Below are 24,055 nucleotides of genomic sequence, written 5' to 3' on the forward strand. Positions count from 1 at the left end.
TCCCCCCGCGTGTCCCTAGAGGCGGCTGCCCTGCTGTCTCCCTCTCTCGGGAGAAGACCGATGATCACGCTTGGGACTGATGGAGTCCGAAGCGATCATGGTCTAGCGCTCCGTCACTCTCGCGAAGGCCGGGGCTTTATTCGGCAACAAGGCTCGCGAAACCGCTAGTCCGAAGAGCGCGCCGATTACCTGTGCGACGAGGAAGCTGGCGACGTCATCGGGTCGGATGCCGGCGAATGTGTCGGTCAGGATGTGTGCCAGCGTGACGGCGGGATTGGCAAAGGAAGTGGAGGCGGTGAACCAATAGGCGGCGGTGATATAGAGCGCGACGCTCGCCGGCACCCATTGCGGCCTTGCCTTGATCGTGCCCAGGATCGTGAGCAGCAGGCCGAACGTCGCGACGCCTTCCGCTGCCCACTGGCCGACGCCCGAACGCAGTTTCTCCGAAAACTCAAGGATGGGCTGGTCGAACATCAAATGCGCGAGCCAGACGCCGAGGATACCGCCGACCAGTTGCGCGATCAGGTAAGCGAATGCGGCCCCGGTTCCGATCTCGCCTTTCAAGCGGAAGACCAGCGTCACGGCGGGGTTGAAATGCGCGCCCGAGATCGGCCCGAGCATGGTGATCAGGACGAACAGGATCGCGCCGGTAGCCAGCGTGTTGCCGAGCAGCGCAATGGCAACGTTACCGCCGGACAGATGCTCGGCCATGATGCCCGACCCGATCACCGTGGCGAACAGGAAGAGGCTGCCGACTGCTTCGGCGAATATCGCACGCGTAACGGGGGTCATGCAGCGTGCGCGGGGATACGATTGCCCGTCTCGTCGATGACCTGTTCGCCGTCCTCTTTGAAGAATGGCCCGCGCTGCGATGCCGGAAGGAGATCGAGGACTTCTTCCGAGGGGCGGCAGAGCTTCACGCCCAGCGGCGACACGACCAGCGGGCGGTTGATGAGGATCGGATGCGCCATCATGGCATCGATCAACGCCGCGTCGCCAAGGGCCGGATCGCCGAGGCCCAACTCGCCATAGGGCGTGCCTTTCTCGCGCAGAAGCGCGCGGGGAGTGATGCCCGCACGCTCGATCAGGCTTTCGAGCATCGCGCGCGACGGCGGCGTTTTGAGATACTCGACGACGTGCGGTTCGATACCGGCATTGCGGATCATCGCGAGCGTGTTGCGCGACGTGCCGCATTCGGGATTGTGATAAATGATCACATCGGTTGGCGTTTGCGCGCGCCCCGAAGCGCCCTCGCTTTGGCCGATGGCCTTAAGCGCCGCCCTGAGCGCGGCGCGATCCATCGTTTCCACTGGCAGCGCGATCAACTGTCCGATGCGCGCAGCCAGATAGCCATAGGCGCGCAGAAACGCTTCTTGCTTGCCGAGGCCATCGGCGGATGCCGGATCGTCGATGCCCCAATGCACGGTCAGCGGATGACCTGGCCATGCGGGGCAGATTTCGCCGGCGGCGTTGTCGCAGACGGTGACGACAAGATCGATCCGCGGCGCGTCGGCGGCCGCGAACTCGTCCCAGCTCTTAGAGCGGAAAGAAGCCGTGCCGTGGCCGAGCGATTGCAGGACCTCAAGCGCCACGGGGTTCACTTCACCGCGGGGAAAGCTGCCCGCCGAGAAAGCGCGGAAGCGTTCGCCGCCGAGGCGGTTCAAGATCGCCTCGGACAGGATCGAGCGCGCCGAGTTGGCGGTGCACAAAAACAGCACGTTGAAACTGGTGTCGCTCACGCGCAGCCCTCCGCCGCGCAGCGGCTATCCAGCACGAGCGCCGCCAGCGGCGCGCAGATTTCCGGCGACCCGCCGCAGCAATCCTGGAGCAGATATTGGAGCAGCTCGGTCATGTTCTCATAGCGCGCGGAATAGATGATCGACCGGCTCTCGCGCCGTTTGTCGATCAACCCCGCGTTGCTGAGAATGTTGAGATTGGAGGACAACGTGTTGGCCGGAAAATCGAGCCTGCGCGCAATCTCACCCGCCGCGATACCCTCACGACCGGCCTGCACCAACATGCGAAAGACACTCAATCTTCCCTCATGGGCGAGGGCCGATAGTGCCGCGACTGCGCTTTTTAGTTCCATGATTCGACCATACCGGAAATATCGTATTCATCAACGAGCGCCTTTGAGCTGAAGGCGCTCGCCGACGCACTTATTTTGACCGTTTGATGCGGAACTCTCCGCTGCCTCGATTATCGACCAAGGTGCAGTCGCCCTCGGCCGCGCCCTTGAAGGGGCAATCCCAACCAGCGCCGACGATCTTGATCGTAAGCCCGCGCTTGTTCGACTCGTAATGACAGGTGGCGCTCTGCATCCGGCCGTCGCGATAGACAGGGCGTGCCTTGTTGAGTTCGCGAAGCCCTGGATTGATGGCGCTTTCGACATCGCACCGTACATACCAAGTGCCTTCGCCCGAGGCGCTGATTTCAATCGGCGCGCCTGAACCCGTGGGTTCGGCAGCCTGTGCGGAAGCGGAAGCCACGAGCGCGGCCATAAGCGCAATTCTGATTTTCACCTGATCCTCCCACCGAATGGAGATGCATTGATTCGATATTTCTATGATAAAGGAAATATGGAATCATGAAAATTGAGATCGGTAGGTGATCAGAGACAGGTGTGAAGTTTGGACCGATCAGGCCCGGTCGCTGAGCCCCCGAATCGATGCGTTCGATCACCATGGAATTTGGGCTGAAAATCCGCCGAAAGCCGCACATTCTTCGCCACGCCATCCGGCGTTGCGAATTCCGCTGCTTCCGATACGCTTCCAGTTTCAGGAGGGGAGTTTGCCGCCCCTTGAAGGGGCGGCGCTAACCCATTGATCCGCCAGAGGGAATCTGGTGCTGCCGGTGAGGATTGAACTCACGACCTCAGCCTTACCAAGGATGCGCTCTACCACTGAGCTACGGCAGCACTCGGCGCGACCGAAGGCTCGGTCCCGCGCGGGAGCGGCCCTTTCGCGCGACACGCGCCTGTTGTCAAGGCGAAGCGGGGCGGTTTATCGCCGGACGCGATGAACGACGCCGACAAACATGCCCGCCGGGCCGCCGCGCTGCGCGCCAATCTGCGCAAGCGCAAGGAACAGGCGCGACGGGTGGATGCCGAACGCTCCGCCCCCGCGTCGCCCCCGCCCGACGAAACGGCGTGACGCGACGCTATCGCGCGAAGATCGGCCGGCACTTCCCCTCCAGCCATGCCCGCTCGTCGGGCGACAGCTGCGGCCCCAGGATTTCGAGCACCTGGGCGTGATAGGCGTCGAGCCATCGCCGCTCTTCCCCGGTCAGCAGCGCCGGTTCGATCAGGTCGCGTTCGATCGGGCAGAAGGTGAGCGTTTCAAAGCCCAGCATCGGCGATTCGGCGCCGGGAATCTCCTGATCGACCACCAGCACCAGATTCTCGATCCGGATGCCGAACTCACCCGCCTTGTAATAGCCCGGCTCGTTCGACAGGAACATGCCGGCGCGCAGCGGCTCGGCAGGGCCGCCGCCCGGATAATTGGGCGCGGCGATGCGCTGTGGCCCCTCATGCACCGCCAGATACGCGCCGACGCCATGGCCGGTGCCATGGCCATAGTCGCAGCCGACCTCCCATAGTGGTCGCCGCGCGAACGCGTCGATCTGGCCGCCGGTCGTCCCGGCGGGGAAGACCGCCGTCGCGATCGCGATATGCCCCTTGAGCACCCGGGTGAAGCGGTCGCGCATCTCCTCGCTCGGCTCGCCGACCGGGATGACGCGCGTCACATCGGTGGTGCCGTCGGCATATTGGCCGCCCGAATCGACCAGATAGAGCTGACCCAGCTCGATCGGCAGGCTCGACTGGGCGGTCACCTTGTAATGCGGGATCGCGCCATTGGGGCCGGTCGCGGAGATCGTGTCGAAGGACAGGTCCTTCAGCACGCCGGTCTCCTCACGAAACGCCTGTAGCCGGTCGGCGGCGGACAATTCGGTGACGCCGCCCCGCGGCATTTCCGCTTCCGCCCATTTCAGGAACCGGGCCAGCGCGGCGCCGTCGCGCGCCTGTGCCGCCCGGTGTCCGGCGATTTCGGCCTCATTCTTGATCGCCTTGGCCAGCACCACCGGATCGCGCAGCTTCAGCACCTTTGCCCCGCCCGCGTCGAGCGCGTCGAAGATCGCGGCGACCGCGCGTTCCGGGTCGGCGGCGACGCGCTTGCCGGAGAAGTGGGCCAGCGCGGGCGCGAAATCGGCACGGTCGCGCACCCGCACCGCATTGCCCAGATGCTGCGCCACGGCGTCGCCCACCTTGTCCCTGGCGACGAACAGGTCGGCGGTGCCGTCGGCATGGACGATGGCATAGGCGAGCGCGACCGGGGTGTGACTGACGTCCGCGCCGCGCACATTGAACGCCCAGGCGATCGAATCGAGTGCGGACAGCACCACCGCGTCGGCCTTGCGCTCCGCCAGCCAGTCGGCGATCTCCGCGCGCTTGGCGGCGCTCGTGCGGCCCGCCGCAGCGTCATCCTGCACGGTCAGCTGCGCGTCGGACGGCATCGGCCTGTCGCCCCACACCACGTCGATCGGGTTGCGCGTCACCGCGACCAGCTCCGCGCCCTTCTCCGCCAGCGCCTTCGTCGCCTCGACCACCCAGTCGCGGGTGTGCAGCCAGGGATCGTAACCGATCCGCCCGCCCTCGGGCGCATGCTTGCCCAGCCAGTCGGCGATGCTCACCTGAGGCACCGGCACATAGTCCCAATCGCTGCCATCGACCTGCTGGCGCACCTGCAACGTGTAGCGGCCGTCGGTGAAGATCGCCGCCTCTTGAGGCAGGACGACGGCGCTGCCCGCGCTGCCCTGAAACCCGGTGAGCCACGCCAGCCGTTGCGCATAATCGCCGACATATTCGCTCATATGCTCGTCGGTCAGCGGCACGACGAACCCGTCCAGCGCATCGCGCCTGAGCTGTTCGCGCAACGCCTTCAGGCGATCGGCATGGGTGGACATGGCTGGCAATCCTCGACTGTGAATGATGCCGATATGGGGCCGCGCGGGGCGGTCGCAACATGCCGGCACGCGCGGTTGGTGCCGCATCGCGCACGCTTTGAAAAGAGGCCGTGCGCGCGCCTGCGGCCGGTCCCTTAACGTCGCGCGCCGCTGTCCCATGGTGACACGCCGGCCAATCAGGGGGTGGTCAGCGGCATCTCAAATCCCGATCAGGGGTCGGATAGGGATGGCGACGATCGACCGGAGGTAGTTCGACATGCGGTTTTGGGCCTGGGCCTCGCGCACGGCGGCGCTTGGCGGGATCACGGTTGGCGCCGTGGCCGCCGGCGCGCTGTTGCCTGCGCCCGAACCCGCGCGCAGCCAGATGCGGGCCGATGCCGAGCCGACGGCGGGACTGGTCCCGATTCCCGATTTCTCCAGACCGGACGCACGCCCCGCTGCGCCCGCCGTCGCGCCCGCAGCGCAACCGGCGGCTCCAGCGCCCGCGCCCGCCCCGCGCGAGGGCGCATTCGTCGTCAAGCGCATCCTCGACATTCCCGGGCCGATCCGCTTCGGCGACTATTATTGGGATGCCGACGGCATTGCGACCAGCGGACAGCTGATCATCACCGTCGATCTGGAGGCGCAGACGATGTCGGTGTTCCGCGACGGGTATGAGATCGGCGCGACCGCGATCCTCTATGGCTTCGATGAAAAGCCGACGCCGCTCGGCACCTATCCGATCACCCAGAAAAAGGTGCATCACATCTCGACCATCTACGGCGCGCCGATGCCGTACATGATGCGCCTGACCAATGACGGCATCTCGATCCATGGGTCGGAGGTCGAGATGGGCCTCGCCACCCATGGCTGCATCGGCGTGCCGACCCCGTTCGCGAAGCTGTTGTTCGAACAGGCAAAGCTGGGCGACAAGGTCATCATCACCCGGGGCAAGCGGATCGGCGTCGGCAGCACGATCCTCCGCTAGCCTGGACCACGGGCCGGTCGCTCCGCGCGGCCGGCGCGGACGGCGATGCCCGTCGATCGATCCGGCCCGCCTATTCCGCGATGCGCAATGCCTTGCCCACCTGCCGTGCCTTTACCTGCGCCGGGGTGTAGGGAAAGCGGTTCCAGCGCTTCTGCGAATACATCCGCGTCTGGTCGCCATACCAGGGGGAGGCGGGGTCGGGCGACTGCGAATAGGTCAGCACCGTATCCGCGACTGGCCCGTCCGCATCGAACCCGACGATCTGGATATAGCTCGATCCGTGGCGCGGGGTGACGCCGCCCGGCGCGGGGACCGGGATCTGGACGTTCAGCACGCCCAGCTGCCCGTCGCCGCCATGGATCGGGATGCGCGCCTCGCCACGCTGCGCATATTGGACGTCGCCCCATGCGGCTTCCAGCGCGATGCCGGCCTTGCCCACCTCGTCCGCCGCCGCCTTCAGCGCGTCGGCAAGCTTCGTCGCGCGGTCGTCCGACACGCGTTCGATGCGCGGCGTGTTCAGCGGATCGCGGACGTCGAACTTGACGTCCCACAGGTCGGATATCGTCCGCGCCCGCGTCCAGAACCGGTCGAACAGCCACGCCCCCCGGCTGTTGAGATTATAGCGCCGGTCCCACCCGGCGAGCGCGTCGCACGGCGCCTTCAGATCGGCCCGCCCGGCGCAAATCCGCAGCATCGACGGCATCACCAGCTCGGCGGCGTAACTCTTGTTCCCCATCAGCATCGCGATGGCGCGTGCATGGCTGACCTTGTAGACGCGCAGCAGTGTCCCGGTTTCCAGGAACCCGGATCGGGTGCGCAGCGACAGCGGTTGCTCCGCCTCGCCAAGGATCGGCGAAAGCGGGGCATGCGGGTCGCCGGCGTTGCTGATCCAGTAGCTGTCGTTCATGTTGGCGACGTAATCGCGGCGCAGCTGAACCGCCTGGTCGCGCGCCGGCATCAGCCCCGGCACCGGGGTGCCTGCCGCAACGTCCCATGCACAGGCCGACCGCGACCCGTCGAGCAGCACCGCCGATTTCGCGATCACCGGCGACAGCGGGGTCGCGCACGCCTTGATCTTCGCCGCCGATACGTTCGGCACCGCCGTCACGTCGGCGTGCAGCACGTCGCCATTGCGGTCGGCGGCGATGGTGTTGACCCAGGGGATGCCCAGCGTCTCGCTCACCGCCGCGCGAATCTCGCCGACGTTGCGCGCGGTGGCGATACGCGCCCAGGTGCCTAGCCCGCGCTGGTTGCCGGCATTGGCGTCCTTTACCGTGAACGCCATCGCCCTGGTCCAGTTCGCCATCGCCTGGGGCAGCACGATCACCGATCCGAACCGCGTCGAATAGAGCGTGCGCTCGACCGGTGCCGCGCCGCCGGGCATCGGCACCCGCACCGTCTTTGCGATCATCTTTTCCGGCTTGCCATCGACCAGATAGCTGGTCGGATCCCCGGGATCGAGCGTCAGCTGGTACAGGGTGAAATGCCGCGCGGCAGTGACGGTGTGTGTCCAGGCGACATCATGGTTGAACCCCAGGGTGGGGAAGGGCGATCCGGCGATCCCGACGCCGGCCGCGTCGATCACGCCGGGGATGGTGACGTGCATCTCCCAGAACCGGCTCGGTCCGTTCCACGGAAAATGCGGATTGCCGATCACGAGGCCGCGTCCGCCGATCGCGGTCTCGCCACCGAACGCCCATCCGTTGCTCGCAATCTCGAGGCGAGACAGGTCGGGCAGCACCGCGCGGTTCAGCGCCGCCGCCCGGGGCGTGCCGGGCGGTGCCGCATTGGCGATCGCCGGCGCGAAGTTGAGCGAGCTGGCGAGCAGCATCTGCTTTTCGTTGAGGCGCAGCATGTCGTCGGTGGTGATCGGCCGCACCCATGGCTTGCCCCGGCACGCTTCCGGGACGCCCGCCGGACCGATCTGGCGCAGCCAGCGATTATAGCCGGCGACATAGCCCTGGGTGACCTCCAGCGCCGGCCGCCCCTGATTGCGCGCGCCGCGCCGCAATGCCGCCAGGTCGATCGCGCTGCGGAAGAAGATGTCGGACGTCAGGTTATCGACGGTCTGAAACCCCAGCGTCGCGCTCTCCTTCGGCCCGAAATAGAGCGAGCGTTCGCCCGCCACCGTCGCGAATTCCTCCGCGATCATGCACAGATTGTCCTGCGCATAGGCATAGCCGACGCCATAGCCGATCCCGCGCCAGTCCTTTGCGGTCACGTGCGGGATGCCATGTTCGGTGCGCACGATCGTCGCGTCATAGCGTTTCGCCTGCGCGCTGCCGGCGCCCGCGCCCGCAATCGCGATCCCCCCCGCGACCAACAGCATCATCCGCATCGACTCTCTCCCTCTGCGCGCACCATGGCGCACGGTTGACGTAACCGGCAACCCCATTGCCGCCCCGCCGCGCGGCTTTTAGGAAGCGGCGCGATGACCGATCTCACCCCCCCCGTCGCCGCCACGCGCGCGCATTCGTTCGAACGCCATGGCGTACGTGTCGAGGATCCCTGGCACTGGCTGCGCGATCCCGGCTATCCGAACGTCACCGACAAGGATGTCCTGGCCTATCTGGAGGCCGAAAACGCCTATTACGAAACGGTGATGGCGCCGCTCAAGCCGCTCGCCGACACGCTGTTCGCGGAGATGCGCGGCCGCATCAAGGAGGATGAGGCGACCGTCCCGCAACGTGATGGCGATTATCTCTACTGGACCGATTTCGAACAGGGCGGGGAGTATCGCCGCTGGTGGCGGCGGCCGGTTGCCGGTGGCGATGACCAGCTGATCCTGGATGAACCCGCGCTGGCGGCGGGCAAGGACTATTTCCGGCTCGGCGGCTTTTCGGTCTCCAATAACGGGCGGCTGCTCGCCTATGCCTATGACGACAATGGCTCGGAGCGCTTCCTGCTCAGGGTCAAGGATCTCGACACCGGCGCACACCTGCCCGACGAAATTCCCGGCACGCTTTCCGACATCGTCTGGATCGCCGACGATTCGGGCTTTCTCTACGGCACCGCCAACGACCAGTGGCGCACGGACAATGCCCGGTTCCACCGGCTCGGCGAGCCGGTCGAGCAGGACGCGGAACTCTATCACGAGGATGACGAGGGCTATCGCGTCGCGGTCGGCGAGACCCAGTCGCGCAAGTGGATCACCGTCTCGACCGGCGATCACACCACGAGCGAGGTGCGCCTGCTCCCCGCCGACAACCCCTTCGCCGACTTCATCCTTGTCGCGCCGCGCAAGGAGGGGCGCGAATATGATGTCGAGGAGCATGACGGCACGCTCTTCATCCACACCAACGACACCCACACCAACTGGCGGCTATGCACCGCCAGCATCGACGCGCCGGGCGAGTGGGCCGAACGGATCGCGCCCTCGGCCGATTTCTACATGACCGGCGTCACCACCTTCGCCGATTTCTTCGTGGTCGAGGGGCGCGAGGCCGGTCTCGATCAGATCGAACTCCATCGCTACGGCGGCGGCGCGCCGACCCGGATCGCGTTCCCTGAGGCAAGCTATGTCGCCAGCCTGGGCGACAATCCCGAATATGCCATGGATCGCCTGCGCATCGGCTATGAATCGATGGTCACGCCCGGCACCGTCTATGATTATCACGTCGCGGGCGGGAACCTCGAAGTGCGCAAGGTCCAGGAAATTCCATCGGGCTATGACGGGAGCAGATACGCGACCGAACGGCTGCACATCGCCGCGCGCGACGGCACCGACATTCCCTGTTCGATCGTCTATCCAAAGGACTTCCCGCGCGACGGATCCGGGAAGGTCTATCTCTATGCCTATGGCGCCTATGGCTATGCCATCCCGCCCGGCTTCTCGACGGCGCGGATGTCGTTCCTCGATCGCGGCGTCGCCTTCGCGATCGCGCATATCCGGGGCGGCGACGATCTTGGCCAGCAATGGTATCTCGACGGCAAGCTGGAGAAGCGCGCCAACAGCTTCAACGATTTCGTCGATGTGGCCCGGGGGTTGATCGAACGCGGCTATACGCATCGGGGCGGCCTGGCGATCGCCGGGCGCAGCGCGGGCGGTGAGCTGATGGGCGCGGTGATCAACTCCGACCCCGACCTGTGGGGCGTGGTCGTCGCCGATGTGCCATTTGTCGATGTGCTCAACACGATGCTCGACGACAGCCTGCCGCTGACCCCGGGCGAATGGCCCGAATGGGGAAATCCGATCACCGACAAGGCGGCGTTCGATCTGATCCGGGGCTATTCCCCCTATGACAATGTCCGCCCGCAGGACTATCCGCCGCTGTATATTTCCGGCGGCCTCAACGATCCGCGCGTCACCTATTGGGAGCCGGCGAAATGGGCCGCAAAGCTCCGCGCGACCAAGACCGACGACAATATCCTTGTCCTCAAGACCAATATGGGCGCGGGCCATGGCGGCAAGTCGGGCCGTTGGGAGAGCCTGCGCGAAGCGGCGGAGGAGAATGCCTTCATCCTCTGGCAACTCGGTGTCGAAAAGGCGGCCTGACGCGCACGGGCGAGCGCAGGCAGCCTTTGCACCGACGGACTGAGGGACGGCTATCGGCTGGCTGGCGGCCAGGTTGGCGTGCATCGCGAAGGTGGCACATCACCTGCCCCTGCCCCTGCCCCTGCCCCTGCCCCTGCCCCTGCCACCGCCAGCGCTTCAACCCCCGAATGCCGATCCGCCTAGGGACGCTCCGCCGGACGCGCGATCAGTCGCGTGCGGCGGTGGCACTGGTGACAAAAGGCATAGTCGAACAGCTCGTTCAGCACCCATGTCTGTGTCGCGATATCCCATGCCGCCCAGGCCTCACGCGTGACGCGTTCGCTTTCGCAACTTGCGCATATCATGATGACCGGCTCGCTCATTCCTCTTCCCTAGCCGGGTCCGGTGCCGGATCGGCGCCGATCCGATCCGGAATGGACGCGGTTCCCATTGCTCCGGATCGGCGGCATGCCGGTCCGAACCCGATGCGCCGGGAAAGGATTTGGTGACCTCGACGCCCTAGGCTCGCCTCCATCAGGAGGCGAGCCGATGAAGCACCCGCTCGACATGCACCGCAGCCGCCGGATGTGGCGGGACTGGGATCGCCATCAGGCGCCGCTTCGCCTCCGTGGGGATCGCACCCGTCGCCGTCGCTTTGGTCCGCGCCGTCTCGCCGCAACCGCGCTCGCGTTGCTGACCGCCATACTCGCCTGGTCGCTCCTGCCCCAATCGGACGCTGCGCCCGCCGCTTCGGGCGCATCGGGGACGCGGGCGTTGTTCACCACCTGCCACATCGGCGGCGGGCGTGACTGTGTGGTTGATGGCGACACTTTCTGGATGGGTGGCGTAAAGATCCGCATCGCCGATATCGACACGCCCGAAACGCATCCCTCGCGCTGCGCGCGGGAGGCGGCGCTGGGGCAGGCGGCCACCCGTCGGCTGCGGGCGCTGCTCAATTCCGGTCCGGTCGCCCTTACGCCGATCGAACGCGCGTTCGATCGCTATGGTCGCCGGCTCGCGCTGGTGTCGGTGGCGGGGCAACCGGTGGGCGAGACGCTGGTGGCGGAAGGATTGGCACGGCGCTATCATGGGGGTCGCCGCGCGGGCTGGTGCGACTGACGCGCCGCAGCGGCGCAGGAGAATGAAGATGCTGGTCGCCGCGCTTGCCCTGATGCTCCAGACGGCGACCGCGCCGGCGCCGGCACCTGCGCCATCCCCCGCGCCAGAGGCGGCCCGGCTGGGCCGCGAACTTGCCGCCACCGGCCCCCTTGCCACGGTGCTGCCGATGATCGCCGAAAAGGAGACCGGGGAGATGCTGGCCGACCATTCGGACTGGAGCGAAGCGGATCGGGCCGCGTTCCGCGCCACCGCACGGCGCGTCTATGCCGATGGCCGCGACCGCCTGATCGCCGCGATCGGCGCGGGCTATGCGAAGCGGTTGTCGGTCGCCGACCTGAAGACCCTCCTCGCTGCCGCCCGGAGCAAGGCGGCCGGCCGTCGCCGCGCGGTCGAACCGATGGTCATCGCCGAGGCGATGCAGAGCCTGGGGCAGCTCGATTTCAAGGGCGATGTCCGCAAGGCATGGTGCGCGGCGGGTGGCCGGGACTGCCCGCTGAACTAGCGCGCGAAAGGGCGGAAGCGGCGACCGCGACGCTGTCCGCGCGGTGCAACTCCCGCCCTCCCGATCCCGTCATGGGACCGGTCGGTATCGATCGCGGCGATCAGCGCGGCGTCAGCATCGCCACTTCGCCATCCTCGACGATCACCTGGCCGCGCGGAATCATGATCCCGCGTTCGGCCATCTCCTTGCGGAAATCCTTTTTCGCGTCGGCCACTTCGGCCTCATATTCGGCGACCGCGTCGATCCGGTCGCCCTCGTCATGCGCGCGGGCCAGATCGCTCTTCAGCTCGCGTTTCGCCTCGCTGATCGCCGTCTTCATGTCGAGATAGTGGGAATTGCTGTCGGTGAAGACCTCGTCCGGGGCCAGCTTTTTCGCCATTGCCGGGGTCGCGATCATGGCCAGCGCCGTCGCGATCATCAGGGGGGTACGCATCAAATTTCTCCTCATGTCACCATGAACCTGGCGAGAAGAACGACCGTCCCGCCGCGTCGGTTTCGCCGGGAGAACGGGTGACTCGCGCGCATACGTCCGGTGGCTCGGGGCGAACCGTGGCGTGAAAGCGACGGGCGGAAAGCGCCGCGCCGCCGCCTGGCCGCCGGGGCTTCATCGGGCGTTCATCGCACCGCCACATTTCGGCCGGTACGCGCGGCCTCCCGGTCCCTCAGTCGCGGGTGATCGTCACATGCATCGCGTGCTCGCCCGGCTCCGCCGCACCGACGCGATAGCCCAGCGCGGGAAGGTCGATGCCGGTCAACAGCGCTTCGCCCGCGCCCAGCAGAACCGGCGATATCGCCAGATGCAGCGCGTCGATCGCGCCGGTGGTGAGGTAATGGCGCACCGTCGCCACGCCGCCGCCGATCCGCACGTCGCGCCCGCCCGCCGCCACGCGCGCCTGCGCCAGCGCCGCATCCGGTCCGTCGGTGACGAAATGGAACACCGTTCCGCCCTTCATTTCCAGCGGCGGGCGGGGATAGTGGGTCAGCACGAATACCGGGCAGCGATAGGGCGGCTCGTCGCCCCACCATCCCTGCCACGCGAAATCGGGCCAGTCGCCGCGCACCGGGCCGAACATGTTCCGGCCCATCACCCAGGCGCCGACGCCGGCCATCGACGCCTGCGCGAAGCGCTGGTCCACCCCGTCGCTGCCCCCCGCCTGCCCGGTCATCGCGTGGAACACGCGCGTGTGTTTGAGCCACGCGTGCAGCGCCGCGCTGCCCCGCCCCATCGGATGCGCCAGATCCTGGTGCGGCCCCGCGCCGAACCCGTCGATCGAGACGGTAAAGCCGCTCACCCGTGTCTTGCCGTTGCCGCGCTCCATGCCGCGTCTCCCGTTTCGTCCTGCGGTCAGGCGGTGGCGGCGACCTGATAGAGGAAATCGACGAAGCCGAATGCGGCCTCGTCCATTCCCATCACCTTGGGGTTGCTGCTCTCGATCACGAAATATTCATTGGGGGCGTGTGCGCCGCTACCATGGCCGAACCCGAACTGGCCGGCGGGCAGGTTCAGCGGCGGTCCGGTAAAGATCACGCCGGGCCAGCTGCCCGCCAGTCGCGGATACAGCGTCGCCGGCACGCCCAGCCGCTCGCACGTCGCCAGCTCGGCACGGATCAGCGCGCTGTTCTCGTCGGTCTGGGTCGGTCCGTATCCGCCGGTCACGTTGATCTCGACATCGCCGAACCCGCGCCGGTCGAGATGCGCGCGCAGCTTGGCGATCGTATCGTCCCTGGTCATGTCCGGCACCAGCCGCATCTCGATCTTGGCGGTGGCGCGGCCGGGCAGGATGGTCTTGCCGCCCGGTCCCATATAGCCCGACAGCAATCCCTGAATGTTCACCGTCGGCACCTGGGCCAGCCGGATCAGCGACTCTTCCCAGCTCATATCGTCGATCCACCGCTCGACCCCCAGCGCCTTCTTGGCGTCCGCCTCGCTGCTGTTCTTCGCGGTCATCGCGATCAGCTGCTTCTGCCGCGCGGTCAGCGGCGCGACCTCGTCCTGGATGCCGTCGATCGTGACGGTGTTGCCGTCCTTCGAGACCAGCGTCGACAGCGCCGCGACCAGCCGCCAGGGCGGGCTGTCCACCCGCGCCTTTTCGCTCGAATGGATGTCGCCCTTTGGCCCGCGCCCCCATTTCTCGCCCGACACGGTCAGCTCGAACTCGACCGCGCCCTTCGCGCCCAGCGCCAGCGTCACGCCGCCGGTCGCCGGACTCTGCCAGCTGGTCGGGATGATGACGCCCACCGTTTTCTTCAGCGCGGCCGCCACCTTGGGTGTGGTCACGATCTCGTGAAAATGCGGGGAGGCGATCTCTTCCTCGCCCTCGGCCACCAGCACCAGGTTGACCGGCAGCTTGCGCCCGGCCGCGCGCATCGCGTGCAGCGCCGCCAGGAACGTCGCCTCCGGCCCCTTCTGGTTCACCGCGCCGCGCCCGACGATCACCTTGCCGAATCCCGGCTTGTCGACCAGCTGCGCCTCCAGCGGCGGGTGCGACCATTCGGCGGGGTCGAACTGCTTGACGTCATACATGAAATAGATGCCGAGCGTCTTTTTCGCACCCGCGTCCAGCGTGGCGAACACCCCCGGCTTGCCGCTGGACGGGATGATTTCGGCATGTTGAAAGCCGGCGTCCAGCACCAGCTGCTTCATATAGTCCGGCCCCTGCGGATATCCGCGATCCTCCGCCGCGATCGACGGCAGGCGGATCCACTCCTGCAATCGCCTGACCGCCGCGTCATGGCCGGCGGCGATGGCCTTCTTCACATCCGCGAACCCATCCTTGGCCAGCGCCGCGCCCGGCGCCGCCAGCGCGGTTCCCGCCGCCGCCGCCTTCAGCATCGCCCGCCGCCCGATCGCGCGTCCCGTATCGTCCATCGTGCCGTCCCCTGTCGCCGTTCGCTGGCGGTCAGCCTAGCGCAGCGGGCGCGGACGGCAATGGGGCGATGGCCGCCTTCAGCGCCCGCGCCGCGCGCTCGTCACGCTGCGCAGCGCCTCGACCTGGCGTTGCAGGCCCTCGCGTTCCGATTCGCTGAGGCCGTCGCGCGCCAGCCGTGCCTCGACCGCCGCGATGCGGCGCTCCTCGCGCCGCAATTGCCGCGCCTCGCTGCGGGAGAGCTGACCCGCCTTGCGCCCGTTGCGAATCGACCGATCGACCTGGCGCAGGTCGGGACCGACGCCGGGCAGCGCGGGGCGCGGCATCGACCAGCCCGCATTGCTTCCCGCCGGGTCGCGGATCTGCGCCGTCGCAGGGGCCGCCCCCGCCAGGGCAGGTGACAGTGCCAGTGCCGTGATCGCCGCAATTCGCATCGTCGTTCCCCTTGCTTCGGCGGCGCGGCGCGCCGTCTGCGGAACTGTGGCTCACGGTTGCTTTCGCGTTGCTGACCGGATGCCGGTGCGATCGGCCGCGAACTCCCCGGCCGGAAATCTGTGCCGGAAATCTGTGCCAGAAATCTGTGGATGAATCGGTGGACGGAAAAATATCGATGTTCGCCAAGCGTTCGCTTGCAATCCGAAAACCCTAGGAAGGTCCGCGCGTCGCGGCCCGCAGGTCGTTCCCTGGCGTCGGCGAACCGAGTCAAACCAGCGACGAACCGAGTCATTCATTTGTAATTTACCGTATTGCCTCCCGGGCCGAACTGACACAATCTGTAGTGGTCACTAAGGGGGACAAGCCCAAGCACTGGTGGAACGCCGCCTGCGATGCCATATCGCGGATCGGTCGCGCCGTGCCTGGCCGGGGGCGATGGACACTTTTTGTTCTCACGCCCGCGTGCGTGCGATGATAGCATCGCCGGCTTCTCCCGAGTCGTGATCGGACGGGCAGGGGGAACGATCAGTGATGGATTTTCGAGACAGCCAGGAATCGAGCGTGAGTGAAACCGTAACCGACACCGCAGACCTCGTCGCAGACGCCAAGCCGGGCGCGGCGCAGGCGCCCGCCGCCGCCGAAAAGCCGGCCAAGGCGAAGAAGCGCGATTCGAAGGCGGTGAACCCGCGGCCCTATCCGGTCGAGGTCGATCATTCGCGCGACGCGCTGCTCACCGAATTCGGCAAGGAGACGCTGAAGGACCGTTATCTGCTTCCCGGCGAGACGTTCCAGGACCTGTTCGTGCGCGTCGCTTCGGCCTATGCCGACGATGCCGCGCATGCGCAGCGCATCTACGACTATGTGTCGAAACTGTGGTTCATGCCGGCGACGCCGGTCCTCTCGAACGGCGGCACCGGGCGCGGTCTGCCGATCAGCTGTTTCCTCAACTCGGTGCCGGACAGCCTCGACGGCATCGTCGATACCTGGAACGAGAATGTGTGGCTCGCCTCGCGCGGCGGCGGCATCGGCACCTATTGGGGCAATGTGCGCGGCATCGGCGAACCGGTCGGTCTCAATGGCAAGACCAGCGGCATCATTCCGTTCGTGCGCGTGATGGACAGCCTGACGCTGGCGATTTCGCAGGGGTCGCTGCGGCGCGGCTCGGCCGCCTGCTATCTCGACATCTCGCATCCGGAGATCGAGGAATTCCTCGAAATCCGCAAACCCTCGGGCGACTTCAACCGCAAGGCGCTGAACCTCCATCATGGCGTCCTCATCCCCGACGCGTTCATGGAGGCGGTGCGCGACGGCGCCGAATGGACGCTGCGCAGCCCCAAGGACGGGTCGGAGCGCGGCAAGGTCGATGCGCGGGCGCTGTTCCAGAAGCTGGTCGAAACCCGCCTTGCGACCGGTGAGCCGTACATCGTGTTCGCCGATCATGTGAACAACAACATGCCCAAGCATCATCGCGATCTGGGGCTCAAGGTATCGACCTCGAACCTGTGTTCGGAGATCACCCTGCCCACCGGCAAGGATCATCTGGGCAATGAGCGCACGGCGGTGTGCTGTCTCTCGTCGCTGAACCTCGAAACCTGGGACGAGTGGAAGGGGCATAAGGGCTTTATCGAGGATGTGATGCGCTTCCTCGACAACGTCCTTCAGGACTATATCGACCGCGCCGAGCCGGGCATGGAAAAGGCCGCCTATTCCGCCGCGCGCGAACGCTCGGTCGGCCTTGGCGTCATGGGCTATCACTCGTTCCTCCAGGCGCGGGGCCTGCCGTTCGAGGGCGCGATGGCCAAGGCGCTGAACCTCAACATCTTCAAGCACATCAACGCGCAGGTGAACGAGGCGTCGATGCAGCTCGCGGTCGAGCGCGGCCCGTGTCCCGACGCCGCCGACATGGGGGTGATGGAGCGTTTCAGCTGCAAGATGGCGATCGCGCCGACCGCGTCGATCAGCATCATCTGCGGCGGCACCTCGGCGTGCATCGAGCCGATCCCGGCGAACATCTACACCCACAAGACGCTTTCGGGCAGCTTCGTGGTCCGCAACCCCTATCTCGAGAAGATCCTGATCGAGAAGTCGAAGAATTCCGACGCGGTGTGGAATTCGATCCTCGAACATGGCGGCAGCGTCCAGCATCTCGACTTCCTCAGCCAGGAGGAAAAGGATTGCTACAAGACCAGCTTCGAGATCGATCAGCGCTGGCTGCTCGAACTTGCCGCCGATCGCACGCCCTATATCGACCAGTCGGCCTCGCTGAACCTGTTCATCCCGGCCGATGTCGAGAAGTGGGACCTGCTGATGCTCCACTTCCGCGCATGGGAACTGGGCATCAAGTCGCTCTATTACCTCCGCTCGAAATCGGTGCAGCGCGCCGGCTTCGCGGGCGGGGTTGAGGCGGACAACACGATCGAAAAGCCGCAGTTCAACCTGGGTGAGAGCACCGATTACGATGAGTGCCTTGCTTGCCAGTAATCCTTTGAGCCGCCGCGATGGCTCTCCCGCCGGACTGGCGTGTGCGTCGCGACCGGCATCACCGGCGCATGCTCGTGCTCGTCTGGAGCGTGTTCGGCCTGTGGCTGGTCGTGACGTTTTTCGTCGCGATCCATCCGCTGGTCGATCCGGCGATGCCGCAAGTGGGCCGGCTCAAGATCCTGGCGGCGCTCCCGCTCAGCTATCGGTTGCTGTCGGGCGGGTGGTATGCGTGGCTGTTGTTCGCGGCCTTATGGTTGGTGCCGGCCGGCGTGCCGCTGTTCCTTGTCGTCATGAGCCGGGTGGGCCGCGAACGCGAACGCAGGCGCCGCCGCCTGCGCGATCGCGAACGGCGCGCGCAAAAACGGGGCGGGCGACTGGCGGCGCAATCTTCCCCTCCCGTGACGGAAGGGGGAGGTTGACCTCACTTTTCCTCGATGAACATGAACGCGTTCGCCGCGGTGGCGCTCAACCGCACCTTGTCGCCTTCGACATCGGCGATCAGCCCGATCGAGACATAGTGATGATGCCCTTCATGGCTGCCCGTCGCGCCCTCGATCTGCGCGCCGCTATCGGCCTTGGTCAGCTTGATGCGGTCGCCCTCGATCTTATCGACGGTACCCAGGTGGACGCCATCGGCGCCGATGACTTCCATATGTTCGCGGATGTTGCTGGTGTCGGTCACGTCGCGTCTCCTCATGCGTTTCATGTCCCACAACGCCCGCGCGGGCCATTCGATGCAGGAGAATGCCGATGAAGTTTCGCAGCCTCGCCGCCATCCCGGCGCTCGCCATGCTCGCCGCGTGCGCGCAACAGGTATCGACCGCGGTTCAGCCCGGCGCGCCCGGCTTCCTGCTCGGCCTGTGGCACGGCTTCATCTTTCCGGTCGCCTGGGTGCTCTCGCTCTTCGTCCCCGATGTCGCGGTCTATGCGGTTCCCAACAATGGCGGCTGGTATGATTTCGGCTTTTTCCTCGGCATCGTCGTGTTCGGCGTCGGATCGTGGCGCGGCAAGAAGGTGATCGTGCGCGAAAAGGTCGTGAGGGTACCCGATTGACCCGCGCGCTCGCCATTCAGGCCGGGATCGGCCTCGCGTCGGGCGCCGCCGGCGTTGCGCTGCTCCGCCGCCCCGCCGCGACGGTGGAGGCGCGCTATGCCGCGCGCATCGCCGGCATGATGCTGGTCGCGCTCTGCCTCTTCCTCACCGGCTTCGCGCTGGTGTTCGCCCTTTCACTCTGATCAACGCCCAAGGACCCGTCCCATGCCTCTTCTCGAAGCCCGCAAGACCTACAAGCCGTTCGAATATCCCTGGGCGTATGAGTTTTGGAAGCGCCAGCAGCAGGTCCACTGGCTGCCCGAGGAAGTGCCGCTGGGCGAGGATTGCCGCGACTGGGCGCAGAAACTCACCGACCATGAACGCAATTTGCTGACGCAGATCTTCCGCTTCTTCACCCAGGCGGATGTCGAGGTGCAGGATTGCTACCACGAAAAATATGGCCGCGTGTTCAAGCCGACCGAGATCAAGATGATGCTCGCCGCCTTCTCGAACATGGAAACGGTGCATATCGCCGCCTATTCGCACCTGCTCGACACGATCGGCATGCCCGAAAGCGAATATGGCATGTTCCTCGAATATAGCGAGATGAAGGACAAGCACGATTACCTTCAGCGCTTCGGGGTCGAAACGGACGAGGATATCGCGAAGACGCTCGCCATGTTCGGCGGCTTTACCGAGGGGCTTCAGCTCTTCGCCAGCTTCGCGATGCTGATGAACTTCCCGCGCTTCAACAAGATGAAGGGCATGGGCCAGATCGTCAGCTGGTCGGTCCGCGACGAAAGCCTGCATTGCGAAGGCATCACCCGCCTGTTCCACGCCTTCGTCAAGGAACGCCAGTGCCTGACCAAGGCGGTGAAGGACGACATCATGGACGTGTGCCAGACGACCGTCCGGCTCGAGGACGCGTTCATCGACCTCGCCTTCGAACAGGGGCCGGTCCCCGGCATGACGCCCAAGGAAATCAAGAAGTATATCCGCTTCATCGCCGACTGGCGCCTCAACCAGCTCGGCCTGAAGCCGATCTACATGATCGACGAACACCCGCTCCCCTGGCTCACCCCGCTGCTCAACGGCGTCGAGCACGCCAACTTCTTCGAAACCCGCGCGACGGAGTATTCGAAGGGCGCGACCAAGGGGAACTGGAACGAGGTGTGGGACAGTTTCGACAAGCGGCAGAAGGCGAAGGCCGGCCCGGCGGCGAACGAGGATGCGGCCGAGGGTGGGTTGTTTGATGGGACGGTCGCGGCGGAATGACATGACCGACGAGGAAATTTACACGCTAAGGTCTCGCGAATGGGCTGCTGGTCGCTATCGGAGAGCGGGTCATCTTCGTTTTGCCCGACGCGTAGAACGCGGCTTGGAAGATAACTGCTCTCAAATGCGCCTCGCCCGGTTTTTTGTCGAACCGTCAGACCCCCATGGACCCGAGTTTATCTTCTCTTGGAGCGAGCTGACAGCATTCACGGCAGCGAGATCTCTCACCTAGTCAAGGATGTTGCTTCGCCTCCCGGTGGACCCCGGCACGGGGCCGGGGTGACGCAGGGAGGGGAGGGCGCGCTGCGCACCACTGCCCCCAACGTCACCCCGGACTTGTTCCGGGGGCTACCGGTGCCACAGCCACCGCCGTCGGGGGGAGCATAGGCCCGCGCCATTCGCACCGAACCGGACACGACCAGGTCGGGCCAGGCGCGAGACCGCGCATGCTCCCCCATGGCCCCCTCACCGCCAGTAATCGCGCCGCATCATTCCGTCGAAACCGGCCGGAGCGAAGACAGCATGCCTTGAACCGCCGGCCCGATCCGCACGGACACGGATCGTTGCGGCCCAGCCGCTCGAGCAGTTCGACCTCGCCCCCGCGCACGGTACGCAGGCCGCGCTTGACCCGGGTTTCGGATGGATAGCCCCTACGCCGCTTCGCGCTGCGCTCGAAACCGGGGCGCGTCGTCCTGGTGTCGCATGATTGCCTCCTCTTGCGTTGAATGTTCGGTCGCCCCGACGCGGCGGCTCAGTGCCACCGGGTCGGGGTCGCGTCATCGGGCTTGGCGATGATCTGCCAGTCGTCGCGGTACAGGATCGTGCCGGGCCGATCGGTCCGGTGGCGCGTCACCCACACGCCCAGTTCGGTCAGCAACGCCGCCAGCACATGCGCGTGCGCGATCATCGCCCGCGCGTCGTCGCGGAACCAGCAGATGCCGTCGGCCCGCCAGCACCGTTTCGACCGGACGCAGAACGCGCGCCGGCGCGGCACCGGCAGTTCGCGCTCGAACCACTCGATCTCATGACCAATCGCGCGCGCGATGCCATCCGGCGTCGCCGCGTCGCTCAAATGGGAATAGGCCGGGCCAAACAGGCCGCGGTCGACGCCGCGGCGGACTTCCCACCCCGGCGCCATGAAGCGCAGATACATGAATTTGCTCCCCCGCGCGGGCGCGCGGGCCGATCGATCGATGTCGGAAAGCGAAGGCCGGCGGCGTGCGCCGGCGCGCTACACAGCCGTGGCTGGCCGCGATGCCGCTGGACGCGCGTGTGCGTGCGTGAACATGGGCGCCCTCCCCGGCAAATCGGTCCGGACCATCCGGACGAGTGCGTCGCCTCTAGCGCCGGTGCGCGCGAAGGTAAAGACATCCCCCGACGCGCGCATGTTGCGGAACCGCGCTGTACGCACGGGGCCTCCGTGGAAACGTCACGTCGTGCCGGGGACGCCCCTCTCCGCGCGCTCACGTCGCCGCGCGAACCGAAAGAGCGCGCGCAAAAAATCGCCCGGACCGCTCACACGGCCGGGCGATCTGAAACTCGGTACCGGAAACCCGGGATCAGCCGTCGTAGTCGGCGCCCAGATTCTGGTTGCGCGGCGGGGCGGCGGCGGTCAGGCGCAGCGCTTCGGCCGATGCGGCCAGGCTGCCGATTTCGTCCGGCGCTTCCTCGTCGTCGATCTGCACCTTTTGCAGGCTGCCGACCAGCGACTCTTCCAGATGGGTGGGGCGCACGGTCTCTTCGGCGATCTCGCGCAGCGCGACGACCGGGTTCTTGTCGCGGTCGCGGTCGATGGTCAGCTCCGCGCCGCCTGAAATCTGCCGGGCGCGCTGGGCTGCCAGCAGCACCAGATCGAACCGGTTGGATACCTTGTCGACGCAATCCTCGACGGTGACGCGCGCCATGAAACGCTTCCTTCTAACGCAAAGCTGCGGGAAAGCGGGCCAGATAGGGGAGGCGACCTGCGGAGTCAAGAAAATCGGGCGTTTGGCAGGCCGGGATTGGCATCCCGTCCGCGTGCGGCACCAGCCCGCTCCCCCACCCGGCCACCCATCAATATACTCGTTTGGGTGGCCGGGTGGGGGGGCGGGCTGGTGCCGCAAACTCAAACGCGCGGCCGGGCGGCAGAGTGGGCGGAGCAGCAACAGGCCGCGACGGCGCGGCGCATCGCGGGACAGGCTGCGCAGGGCGCAGCGGCGCAGCGGAAAAGGAGGCTGGCATCGCCGCGCGTGCTGGTGCAATCCCGCCGCGCATGGATCAGGCGCCATCTCCCGCCGCGCCGGGGCGCGACATTCCCGCCGGCCTGCCGCCCGCGCCCGCGGTCCAGCCGGTGTTCGCGGTGGACGGCAACCGGCTGACGCTGCTCGACACCGGCCCGCGCCGGCTCGACGCGTTGCTCGGCCTGATCGCCGACGCGCGCATTTCGCTGCGCCTGCTCTATTATATCTACAGCGACGATGCGGTGGGCGCGCGGGTGCGCGACGCGCTTGGCGATGCCGCGCGGCGCGGGGTGCAGGTGACGCTGATCGTCGATGGCCTGGGGAGCGATCCGGCCAAGGACCGCGATTTCTTTGGCGCGCTGCGCGATGCCGGCGGGCGCGTCTGTTTCTTCGTTCCCCGTTTCGGCCGCCGCTATCTGTTGCGCAACCACCAGAAGATCGCGATCGCCGATGCCGAAGGGGCCGACGCGCGGATCATCATTGGCGGCTTCAACATCCAGGACGATTATTTCGGCGCGCCGGGCAGCGACGGCTGGCGCGATCTTGGCCTGCTGGTCGAAGGCCCGGCGGCGGCGCGGCTGTCGGGCTATTTCGACGCGCTGTGGCGCTGGGTCCGGCGCGAACGCGCGCCATTGCGCAAGCTGCGCCAGGCACTGTCGGACTGGAGCGAGCCGGACGGGCGGCTGCGCTGGCTGCTCGGCGGCCCGACCCGCCGGCTTTCGCCCTGGGCGCGCGCGGTGCGCCGCGACATGAAGGGCGCCCGGACGATCGACGTGCTGGCCGCCTATTTCTTTCCCAGCCCGGCGATGCTGCTGCGCCTTGGCCGCGCGGCGCGGCGCGGGGGGCAGGTGCGGGTCGTCGTCCCGTCGATCACCGACAACTACCTGACGCTCCACGCCGCGCGCTTCACCTATCGCGGGTTGCTGCGGCGCGGGGTGCGGGTGTTCGAATATCTGCCGACGAAACTGCATACGAAGCTGTTCGTGATCGACGACGCGGTGCAGATCGGATCCGCCAATTTCGACATGCGCAGCCTGTTCCTCAATCTTGAGGTGATGCTGCGGATCGAGGATCGCGCCTTTGCCGCGCATGTCCGCGCCTATGTCGATGGCGAAGTCGCCCGATCGCGCGAGGTGACGGCCGCGCTGCACCGTCAGCGCACCGGGCTGCTCACGCGGATCATGCAGGCGGCGGTCTATCTGGTGGTCGGCGTGCTCGATTACCGGCTCACGCGCTGGCTCAACATCGGGCCACGGGATTAGGTGCGGGCAATCGCCCCCGGATGCGCGCGCACCCGGGGGCGCCAGGGTCACTTGATCGCCGCGAGGTCCTTCTCGACCTTGGCGAGCACTTCGGGGGTCAGCTTGTCGGCGGCATAGGCGGACAGCTGCTTCAGGCTCATCGCCTTGAACATGTCATAGGACTGGTGCGTCGATACGCCGGGCAGGTCGGCATCCAGCACCGCCTTCGCCTTCTCGTCCGCCACGATCGCCTCGATCGGAGTGTCGAGGTTGAATTTGGCGGTCGCCGCGGCGGTGACCGGCTCGGTCTGGGCCAGCACGGCAGGCGCCGGAAGCAGGGCCGCGAGCGCGGCGGCGTACAGGGCAATCTTCATGGAAGTCACGTCTCCGAACCGGTACGCCGATCGTACCGGTCCGGCCTTTTACCGCGAACCGGCGGCCAGCGCGAGAGGCCCCTTGCGCCCGCGCGGTTCCGACGCGA

27 protein-coding genes, 1 tRNA gene and 1 pseudogene are annotated in these 24,055 nt (G+C 66.6%); 11 read left to right on the forward strand and 18 right to left on the reverse strand.

Annotated features, from left to right (window positions below; translation table 11 throughout):
• Nucleotides 1–102: 102 nt before the first annotated feature.
• The 6 genes and pseudogenes from KF783_RS09820 to KF783_RS09845 form a co-directional block, all read right to left on the reverse strand.
• Nucleotides 103–792 (reverse strand): MIP/aquaporin family protein, encoded by a 690-nt coding sequence (locus KF783_RS09820; RefSeq protein ID WP_294078690.1) that lies wholly within the window; start codon nt 790–792, stop codon nt 103–105.
• Nucleotides 789–1,265: an arsenate reductase (glutaredoxin) gene (gene arsC, locus KF783_RS09825; RefSeq protein WP_294079136.1), complete on the reverse strand. Its 477-nt coding sequence runs from the start codon at nt 1,263–1,265 to the stop codon at nt 789–791. The genes KF783_RS09820 and arsC overlap by 4 nt, the downstream gene beginning before the upstream one ends.
• Nucleotides 1,260–1,739: pseudogene (locus KF783_RS09830) on the reverse strand (arsenate reductase ArsC); the annotation flags it as partial. The pseudogene KF783_RS09830 and the gene arsC, both read right to left, overlap by 6 nt.
• Entirely contained in the window at nt 1,736–2,089 is a 354-nt protein-coding gene (locus KF783_RS09835; protein ID WP_294078693.1) for a metalloregulator ArsR/SmtB family transcription factor, read from the reverse strand. The pseudogene KF783_RS09830 and the gene KF783_RS09835, both read right to left, overlap by 4 nt.
• Nucleotides 2,090–2,159: 70 nt before the next feature.
• A complete protein-coding gene (locus KF783_RS09840; protein ID WP_294078696.1) occupies nt 2,160–2,522 on the reverse strand; it encodes a hypothetical protein in 363 nt (120 codons plus the stop codon).
• Nucleotides 2,523–2,842: 320 nt separating this feature from the next.
• Nucleotides 2,843–2,917 (reverse strand) — tRNA-Thr (locus tag KF783_RS09845).
• 100 nt (nt 2,918–3,017) lie between these two features.
• Between KF783_RS09845 and KF783_RS09850 the strand changes: the two genes are divergently transcribed.
• Entirely contained in the window at nt 3,018–3,152 is a 135-nt protein-coding gene (locus tag KF783_RS09850; RefSeq protein WP_294078699.1) for a hypothetical protein, read from the forward strand.
• Between the two features lie 7 nt (nt 3,153–3,159).
• On the opposite strand, the gene KF783_RS09855 is transcribed toward KF783_RS09850, so the two are convergent.
• Entirely contained in the window at nt 3,160–4,962 is a 1,803-nt protein-coding gene (locus tag KF783_RS09855) for an aminopeptidase P family protein (protein WP_294078701.1), read from the reverse strand.
• A gap of 256 nt (nt 4,963–5,218) precedes the next feature.
• Here KF783_RS09855 and KF783_RS09860 point away from each other — a divergent pair, with 256 nt between their 5' ends.
• Entirely contained in the window at nt 5,219–5,929 is a 711-nt protein-coding gene (locus KF783_RS09860) for a L,D-transpeptidase family protein (protein WP_294078703.1), read from the forward strand.
• A 70-nt stretch (nt 5,930–5,999) separates the two neighbouring features.
• On the opposite strand, the gene KF783_RS09865 is transcribed toward KF783_RS09860, so the two are convergent.
• Nucleotides 6,000–8,267, reverse strand: a complete 2,268-nt coding sequence (locus KF783_RS09865; RefSeq protein ID WP_294078706.1) for a penicillin acylase family protein — start codon at nt 8,265–8,267, stop codon at nt 6,000–6,002.
• 93 nt (nt 8,268–8,360) lie between these two features.
• Here KF783_RS09865 and KF783_RS09870 point away from each other — a divergent pair, with 93 nt between their 5' ends.
• Nucleotides 8,361–10,424 carry a S9 family peptidase gene (locus KF783_RS09870; RefSeq protein ID WP_294078708.1) on the forward strand — a complete coding sequence of 688 codons (2,064 nt, stop codon included), beginning with the start codon at nt 8,361–8,363 and terminating at the stop codon, nt 10,422–10,424.
• A gap of 179 nt (nt 10,425–10,603) precedes the next feature.
• Here the strand turns inward: KF783_RS09870 and KF783_RS09875 are convergent, their stop codons facing one another.
• Nucleotides 10,604–10,786, reverse strand: coding sequence for a hypothetical protein (locus KF783_RS09875; RefSeq protein ID WP_294078710.1), 183 nt, complete (start codon nt 10,784–10,786; stop codon nt 10,604–10,606).
• A gap of 166 nt (nt 10,787–10,952) precedes the next feature.
• Between KF783_RS09875 and KF783_RS09880 the strand changes: the two genes are divergently transcribed.
• Both KF783_RS09880 and KF783_RS09885 read left to right on the forward strand, forming a co-directional pair.
• Nucleotides 10,953–11,522 (forward strand): thermonuclease family protein, encoded by a 570-nt coding sequence (locus KF783_RS09880; protein WP_294078713.1) that lies wholly within the window; start codon nt 10,953–10,955, stop codon nt 11,520–11,522.
• A 22-nt stretch (nt 11,523–11,544) separates the two neighbouring features.
• Nucleotides 11,545–12,024 carry a hypothetical protein gene (locus KF783_RS09885; RefSeq protein WP_294078716.1) on the forward strand — a complete coding sequence of 160 codons (480 nt, stop codon included), beginning with the start codon at nt 11,545–11,547 and terminating at the stop codon, nt 12,022–12,024.
• Nucleotides 12,025–12,124: 100 nt separating this feature from the next.
• Here the strand turns inward: KF783_RS09885 and KF783_RS09890 are convergent, their stop codons facing one another.
• The 4 genes from KF783_RS09890 to KF783_RS09905 all read right to left on the reverse strand — a co-directional run bounded on the left by KF783_RS09890 (nt 12,125) and on the right by KF783_RS09905 (nt 15,325).
• The gene (locus KF783_RS09890; RefSeq protein WP_294078719.1) at nt 12,125–12,457 is read right to left on the reverse strand and encodes a hypothetical protein; all 333 of its coding nucleotides are present in this window, start codon (nt 12,455–12,457) and stop codon (nt 12,125–12,127) included.
• Nucleotides 12,458–12,686: 229 nt separating this feature from the next.
• Nucleotides 12,687–13,343 (reverse strand): dihydrofolate reductase family protein, encoded by a 657-nt coding sequence (locus KF783_RS09895; RefSeq protein ID WP_294078722.1) that lies wholly within the window; start codon nt 13,341–13,343, stop codon nt 12,687–12,689.
• A 26-nt stretch (nt 13,344–13,369) separates the two neighbouring features.
• Nucleotides 13,370–14,893, reverse strand: coding sequence for a M20/M25/M40 family metallo-hydrolase (locus tag KF783_RS09900; RefSeq protein ID WP_294078724.1), 1,524 nt, complete (start codon nt 14,891–14,893; stop codon nt 13,370–13,372).
• Between the two features lie 78 nt (nt 14,894–14,971).
• Complete coding sequence (locus KF783_RS09905; RefSeq protein ID WP_294078726.1) at nt 14,972–15,325, reverse strand: hypothetical protein; 354 nt, start codon at nt 15,323–15,325, stop codon at nt 14,972–14,974.
• A 532-nt stretch (nt 15,326–15,857) separates the two neighbouring features.
• On the opposite strand from KF783_RS09905, the gene KF783_RS09910 reads away from it, so the two are divergent.
• Complete coding sequence (locus KF783_RS09910) at nt 15,858–17,807, forward strand: ribonucleoside-diphosphate reductase subunit alpha (RefSeq protein WP_294079138.1); 1,950 nt, start codon at nt 15,858–15,860, stop codon at nt 17,805–17,807.
• 17 nt (nt 17,808–17,824) lie between these two features.
• The gene (locus tag KF783_RS09915) at nt 17,825–18,226 is read left to right on the forward strand and encodes a hypothetical protein (RefSeq protein WP_294078729.1); all 402 of its coding nucleotides are present in this window, start codon (nt 17,825–17,827) and stop codon (nt 18,224–18,226) included.
• Nucleotides 18,227–18,228: 2 nt separating this feature from the next.
• On the opposite strand, the gene KF783_RS09920 is transcribed toward KF783_RS09915, so the two are convergent.
• On the reverse strand, nt 18,229–18,489 hold the full coding sequence (locus KF783_RS09920; RefSeq protein ID WP_294078732.1) for a DUF2171 domain-containing protein: 261 nt from the start codon (nt 18,487–18,489) through the stop codon (nt 18,229–18,231).
• Between the two features lie 68 nt (nt 18,490–18,557).
• Between KF783_RS09920 and KF783_RS09925 the strand changes: the two genes are divergently transcribed.
• The 3 genes from KF783_RS09925 to KF783_RS09935 are packed head-to-tail and all read left to right on the forward strand — an operon-like array spanning nt 18,558 to nt 20,114.
• A complete protein-coding gene (locus tag KF783_RS09925) occupies nt 18,558–18,860 on the forward strand; it encodes a hypothetical protein (protein WP_294078735.1) in 303 nt (100 codons plus the stop codon).
• Nucleotides 18,857–19,042 (forward strand): hypothetical protein, encoded by a 186-nt coding sequence (locus KF783_RS09930; RefSeq protein WP_294078738.1) that lies wholly within the window; start codon nt 18,857–18,859, stop codon nt 19,040–19,042. The genes KF783_RS09925 and KF783_RS09930 overlap by 4 nt, the downstream gene beginning before the upstream one ends.
• A gap of 22 nt (nt 19,043–19,064) precedes the next feature.
• Complete coding sequence (locus tag KF783_RS09935; protein ID WP_294078739.1) at nt 19,065–20,114, forward strand: ribonucleotide-diphosphate reductase subunit beta; 1,050 nt, start codon at nt 19,065–19,067, stop codon at nt 20,112–20,114.
• A gap of 325 nt (nt 20,115–20,439) precedes the next feature.
• Here the strand turns inward: KF783_RS09935 and KF783_RS15810 are convergent, their stop codons facing one another.
• From KF783_RS15810 to rpoZ, 3 genes are all read right to left on the reverse strand, one after another.
• A complete protein-coding gene (locus KF783_RS15810; RefSeq protein ID WP_366511725.1) occupies nt 20,440–20,721 on the reverse strand; it encodes an SEC-C metal-binding domain-containing protein in 282 nt (93 codons plus the stop codon).
• A 144-nt stretch (nt 20,722–20,865) separates the two neighbouring features.
• Nucleotides 20,866–21,267: a hypothetical protein gene (locus tag KF783_RS09940; protein ID WP_294078742.1), complete on the reverse strand. Its 402-nt coding sequence runs from the start codon at nt 21,265–21,267 to the stop codon at nt 20,866–20,868.
• A gap of 406 nt (nt 21,268–21,673) precedes the next feature.
• Entirely contained in the window at nt 21,674–22,018 is a 345-nt protein-coding gene (rpoZ, locus tag KF783_RS09945) for a DNA-directed RNA polymerase subunit omega (RefSeq protein ID WP_294078744.1), read from the reverse strand.
• A gap of 347 nt (nt 22,019–22,365) precedes the next feature.
• On the opposite strand from rpoZ, the gene KF783_RS09950 reads away from it, so the two are divergent.
• The gene (locus tag KF783_RS09950) at nt 22,366–23,595 is read left to right on the forward strand and encodes a phosphatidylserine/phosphatidylglycerophosphate/cardiolipin synthase family protein (RefSeq protein WP_294078746.1); all 1,230 of its coding nucleotides are present in this window, start codon (nt 22,366–22,368) and stop codon (nt 23,593–23,595) included.
• 47 nt (nt 23,596–23,642) lie between these two features.
• On the opposite strand, the gene KF783_RS09955 is transcribed toward KF783_RS09950, so the two are convergent.
• A complete protein-coding gene (locus KF783_RS09955) occupies nt 23,643–23,948 on the reverse strand; it encodes a hypothetical protein (protein ID WP_294078749.1) in 306 nt (101 codons plus the stop codon).
• Between the last annotated feature and the right edge of the window lie 107 nt (nt 23,949–24,055).

Origin of the sequence: Sphingomonas sp. (assembly GCF_019635455.1) — a bacterium.
Lineage (GTDB): Bacteria > Pseudomonadota > Alphaproteobacteria > Sphingomonadales > Sphingomonadaceae > Sphingomonas.

Bases quoted from the DNA above. Each gene is read 5' to 3' on its own strand.
- KF783_RS09855 (WP_294078701.1), bottom strand. From the start codon at position 4,962: ATGTCCACCCATGCCGATCGCCTGAAGGCGTTGCGCGAACAGCTCAGG.
- KF783_RS09905 (WP_294078726.1), bottom strand. From the start codon at position 15,325: ATGCGAATTGCGGCGATCACGGCACTGGCACTGTCACCTGCCCTGGCG.
- KF783_RS09820 (WP_294078690.1), bottom strand. From the start codon at position 792: ATGACCCCCGTTACGCGTGCGATATTCGCCGAAGCAGTCGGCAGCCTC.
- KF783_RS09925 (WP_294078735.1), top strand. From the start codon at position 18,558: ATGAAGTTTCGCAGCCTCGCCGCCATCCCGGCGCTCGCCATGCTCGCC.
- KF783_RS09895 (WP_294078722.1), bottom strand. From the start codon at position 13,343: ATGGAGCGCGGCAACGGCAAGACACGGGTGAGCGGCTTTACCGTCTCG.
- KF783_RS09900 (WP_294078724.1), bottom strand. From the start codon at position 14,893: ATGGACGATACGGGACGCGCGATCGGGCGGCGGGCGATGCTGAAGGCG.
- KF783_RS09870 (WP_294078708.1), top strand. From the start codon at position 8,361: ATGACCGATCTCACCCCCCCCGTCGCCGCCACGCGCGCGCATTCGTTC.
- KF783_RS09835 (WP_294078693.1), bottom strand. From the start codon at position 2,089: ATGGAACTAAAAAGCGCAGTCGCGGCACTATCGGCCCTCGCCCATGAG.
- KF783_RS09860 (WP_294078703.1), top strand. From the start codon at position 5,219: ATGCGGTTTTGGGCCTGGGCCTCGCGCACGGCGGCGCTTGGCGGGATC.
- KF783_RS09885 (WP_294078716.1), top strand. From the start codon at position 11,545: ATGAAGATGCTGGTCGCCGCGCTTGCCCTGATGCTCCAGACGGCGACC.
- KF783_RS09890 (WP_294078719.1), bottom strand. From the start codon at position 12,457: ATGCGTACCCCCCTGATGATCGCGACGGCGCTGGCCATGATCGCGACC.
- KF783_RS09955 (WP_294078749.1), bottom strand. From the start codon at position 23,948: ATGAAGATTGCCCTGTACGCCGCCGCGCTCGCGGCCCTGCTTCCGGCG.
- KF783_RS09880 (WP_294078713.1), top strand. From the start codon at position 10,953: ATGAAGCACCCGCTCGACATGCACCGCAGCCGCCGGATGTGGCGGGAC.
- rpoZ (WP_294078744.1), bottom strand. From the start codon at position 22,018: ATGGCGCGCGTCACCGTCGAGGATTGCGTCGACAAGGTATCCAACCGG.
- KF783_RS09935 (WP_294078739.1), top strand. From the start codon at position 19,065: ATGCCTCTTCTCGAAGCCCGCAAGACCTACAAGCCGTTCGAATATCCC.
- KF783_RS09865 (WP_294078706.1), bottom strand. From the start codon at position 8,267: ATGCGGATGATGCTGTTGGTCGCGGGGGGGATCGCGATTGCGGGCGCG.
- KF783_RS09910 (WP_294079138.1), top strand. From the start codon at position 15,858: ATGGATTTTCGAGACAGCCAGGAATCGAGCGTGAGTGAAACCGTAACC.
- KF783_RS09850 (WP_294078699.1), top strand. From the start codon at position 3,018: ATGAACGACGCCGACAAACATGCCCGCCGGGCCGCCGCGCTGCGCGCC.
- KF783_RS09875 (WP_294078710.1), bottom strand. From the start codon at position 10,786: ATGAGCGAGCCGGTCATCATGATATGCGCAAGTTGCGAAAGCGAACGC.
- KF783_RS09950 (WP_294078746.1), top strand. From the start codon at position 22,366: ATGGATCAGGCGCCATCTCCCGCCGCGCCGGGGCGCGACATTCCCGCC.
- KF783_RS09915 (WP_294078729.1), top strand. From the start codon at position 17,825: ATGGCTCTCCCGCCGGACTGGCGTGTGCGTCGCGACCGGCATCACCGG.
- KF783_RS09940 (WP_294078742.1), bottom strand. From the start codon at position 21,267: ATGTATCTGCGCTTCATGGCGCCGGGGTGGGAAGTCCGCCGCGGCGTC.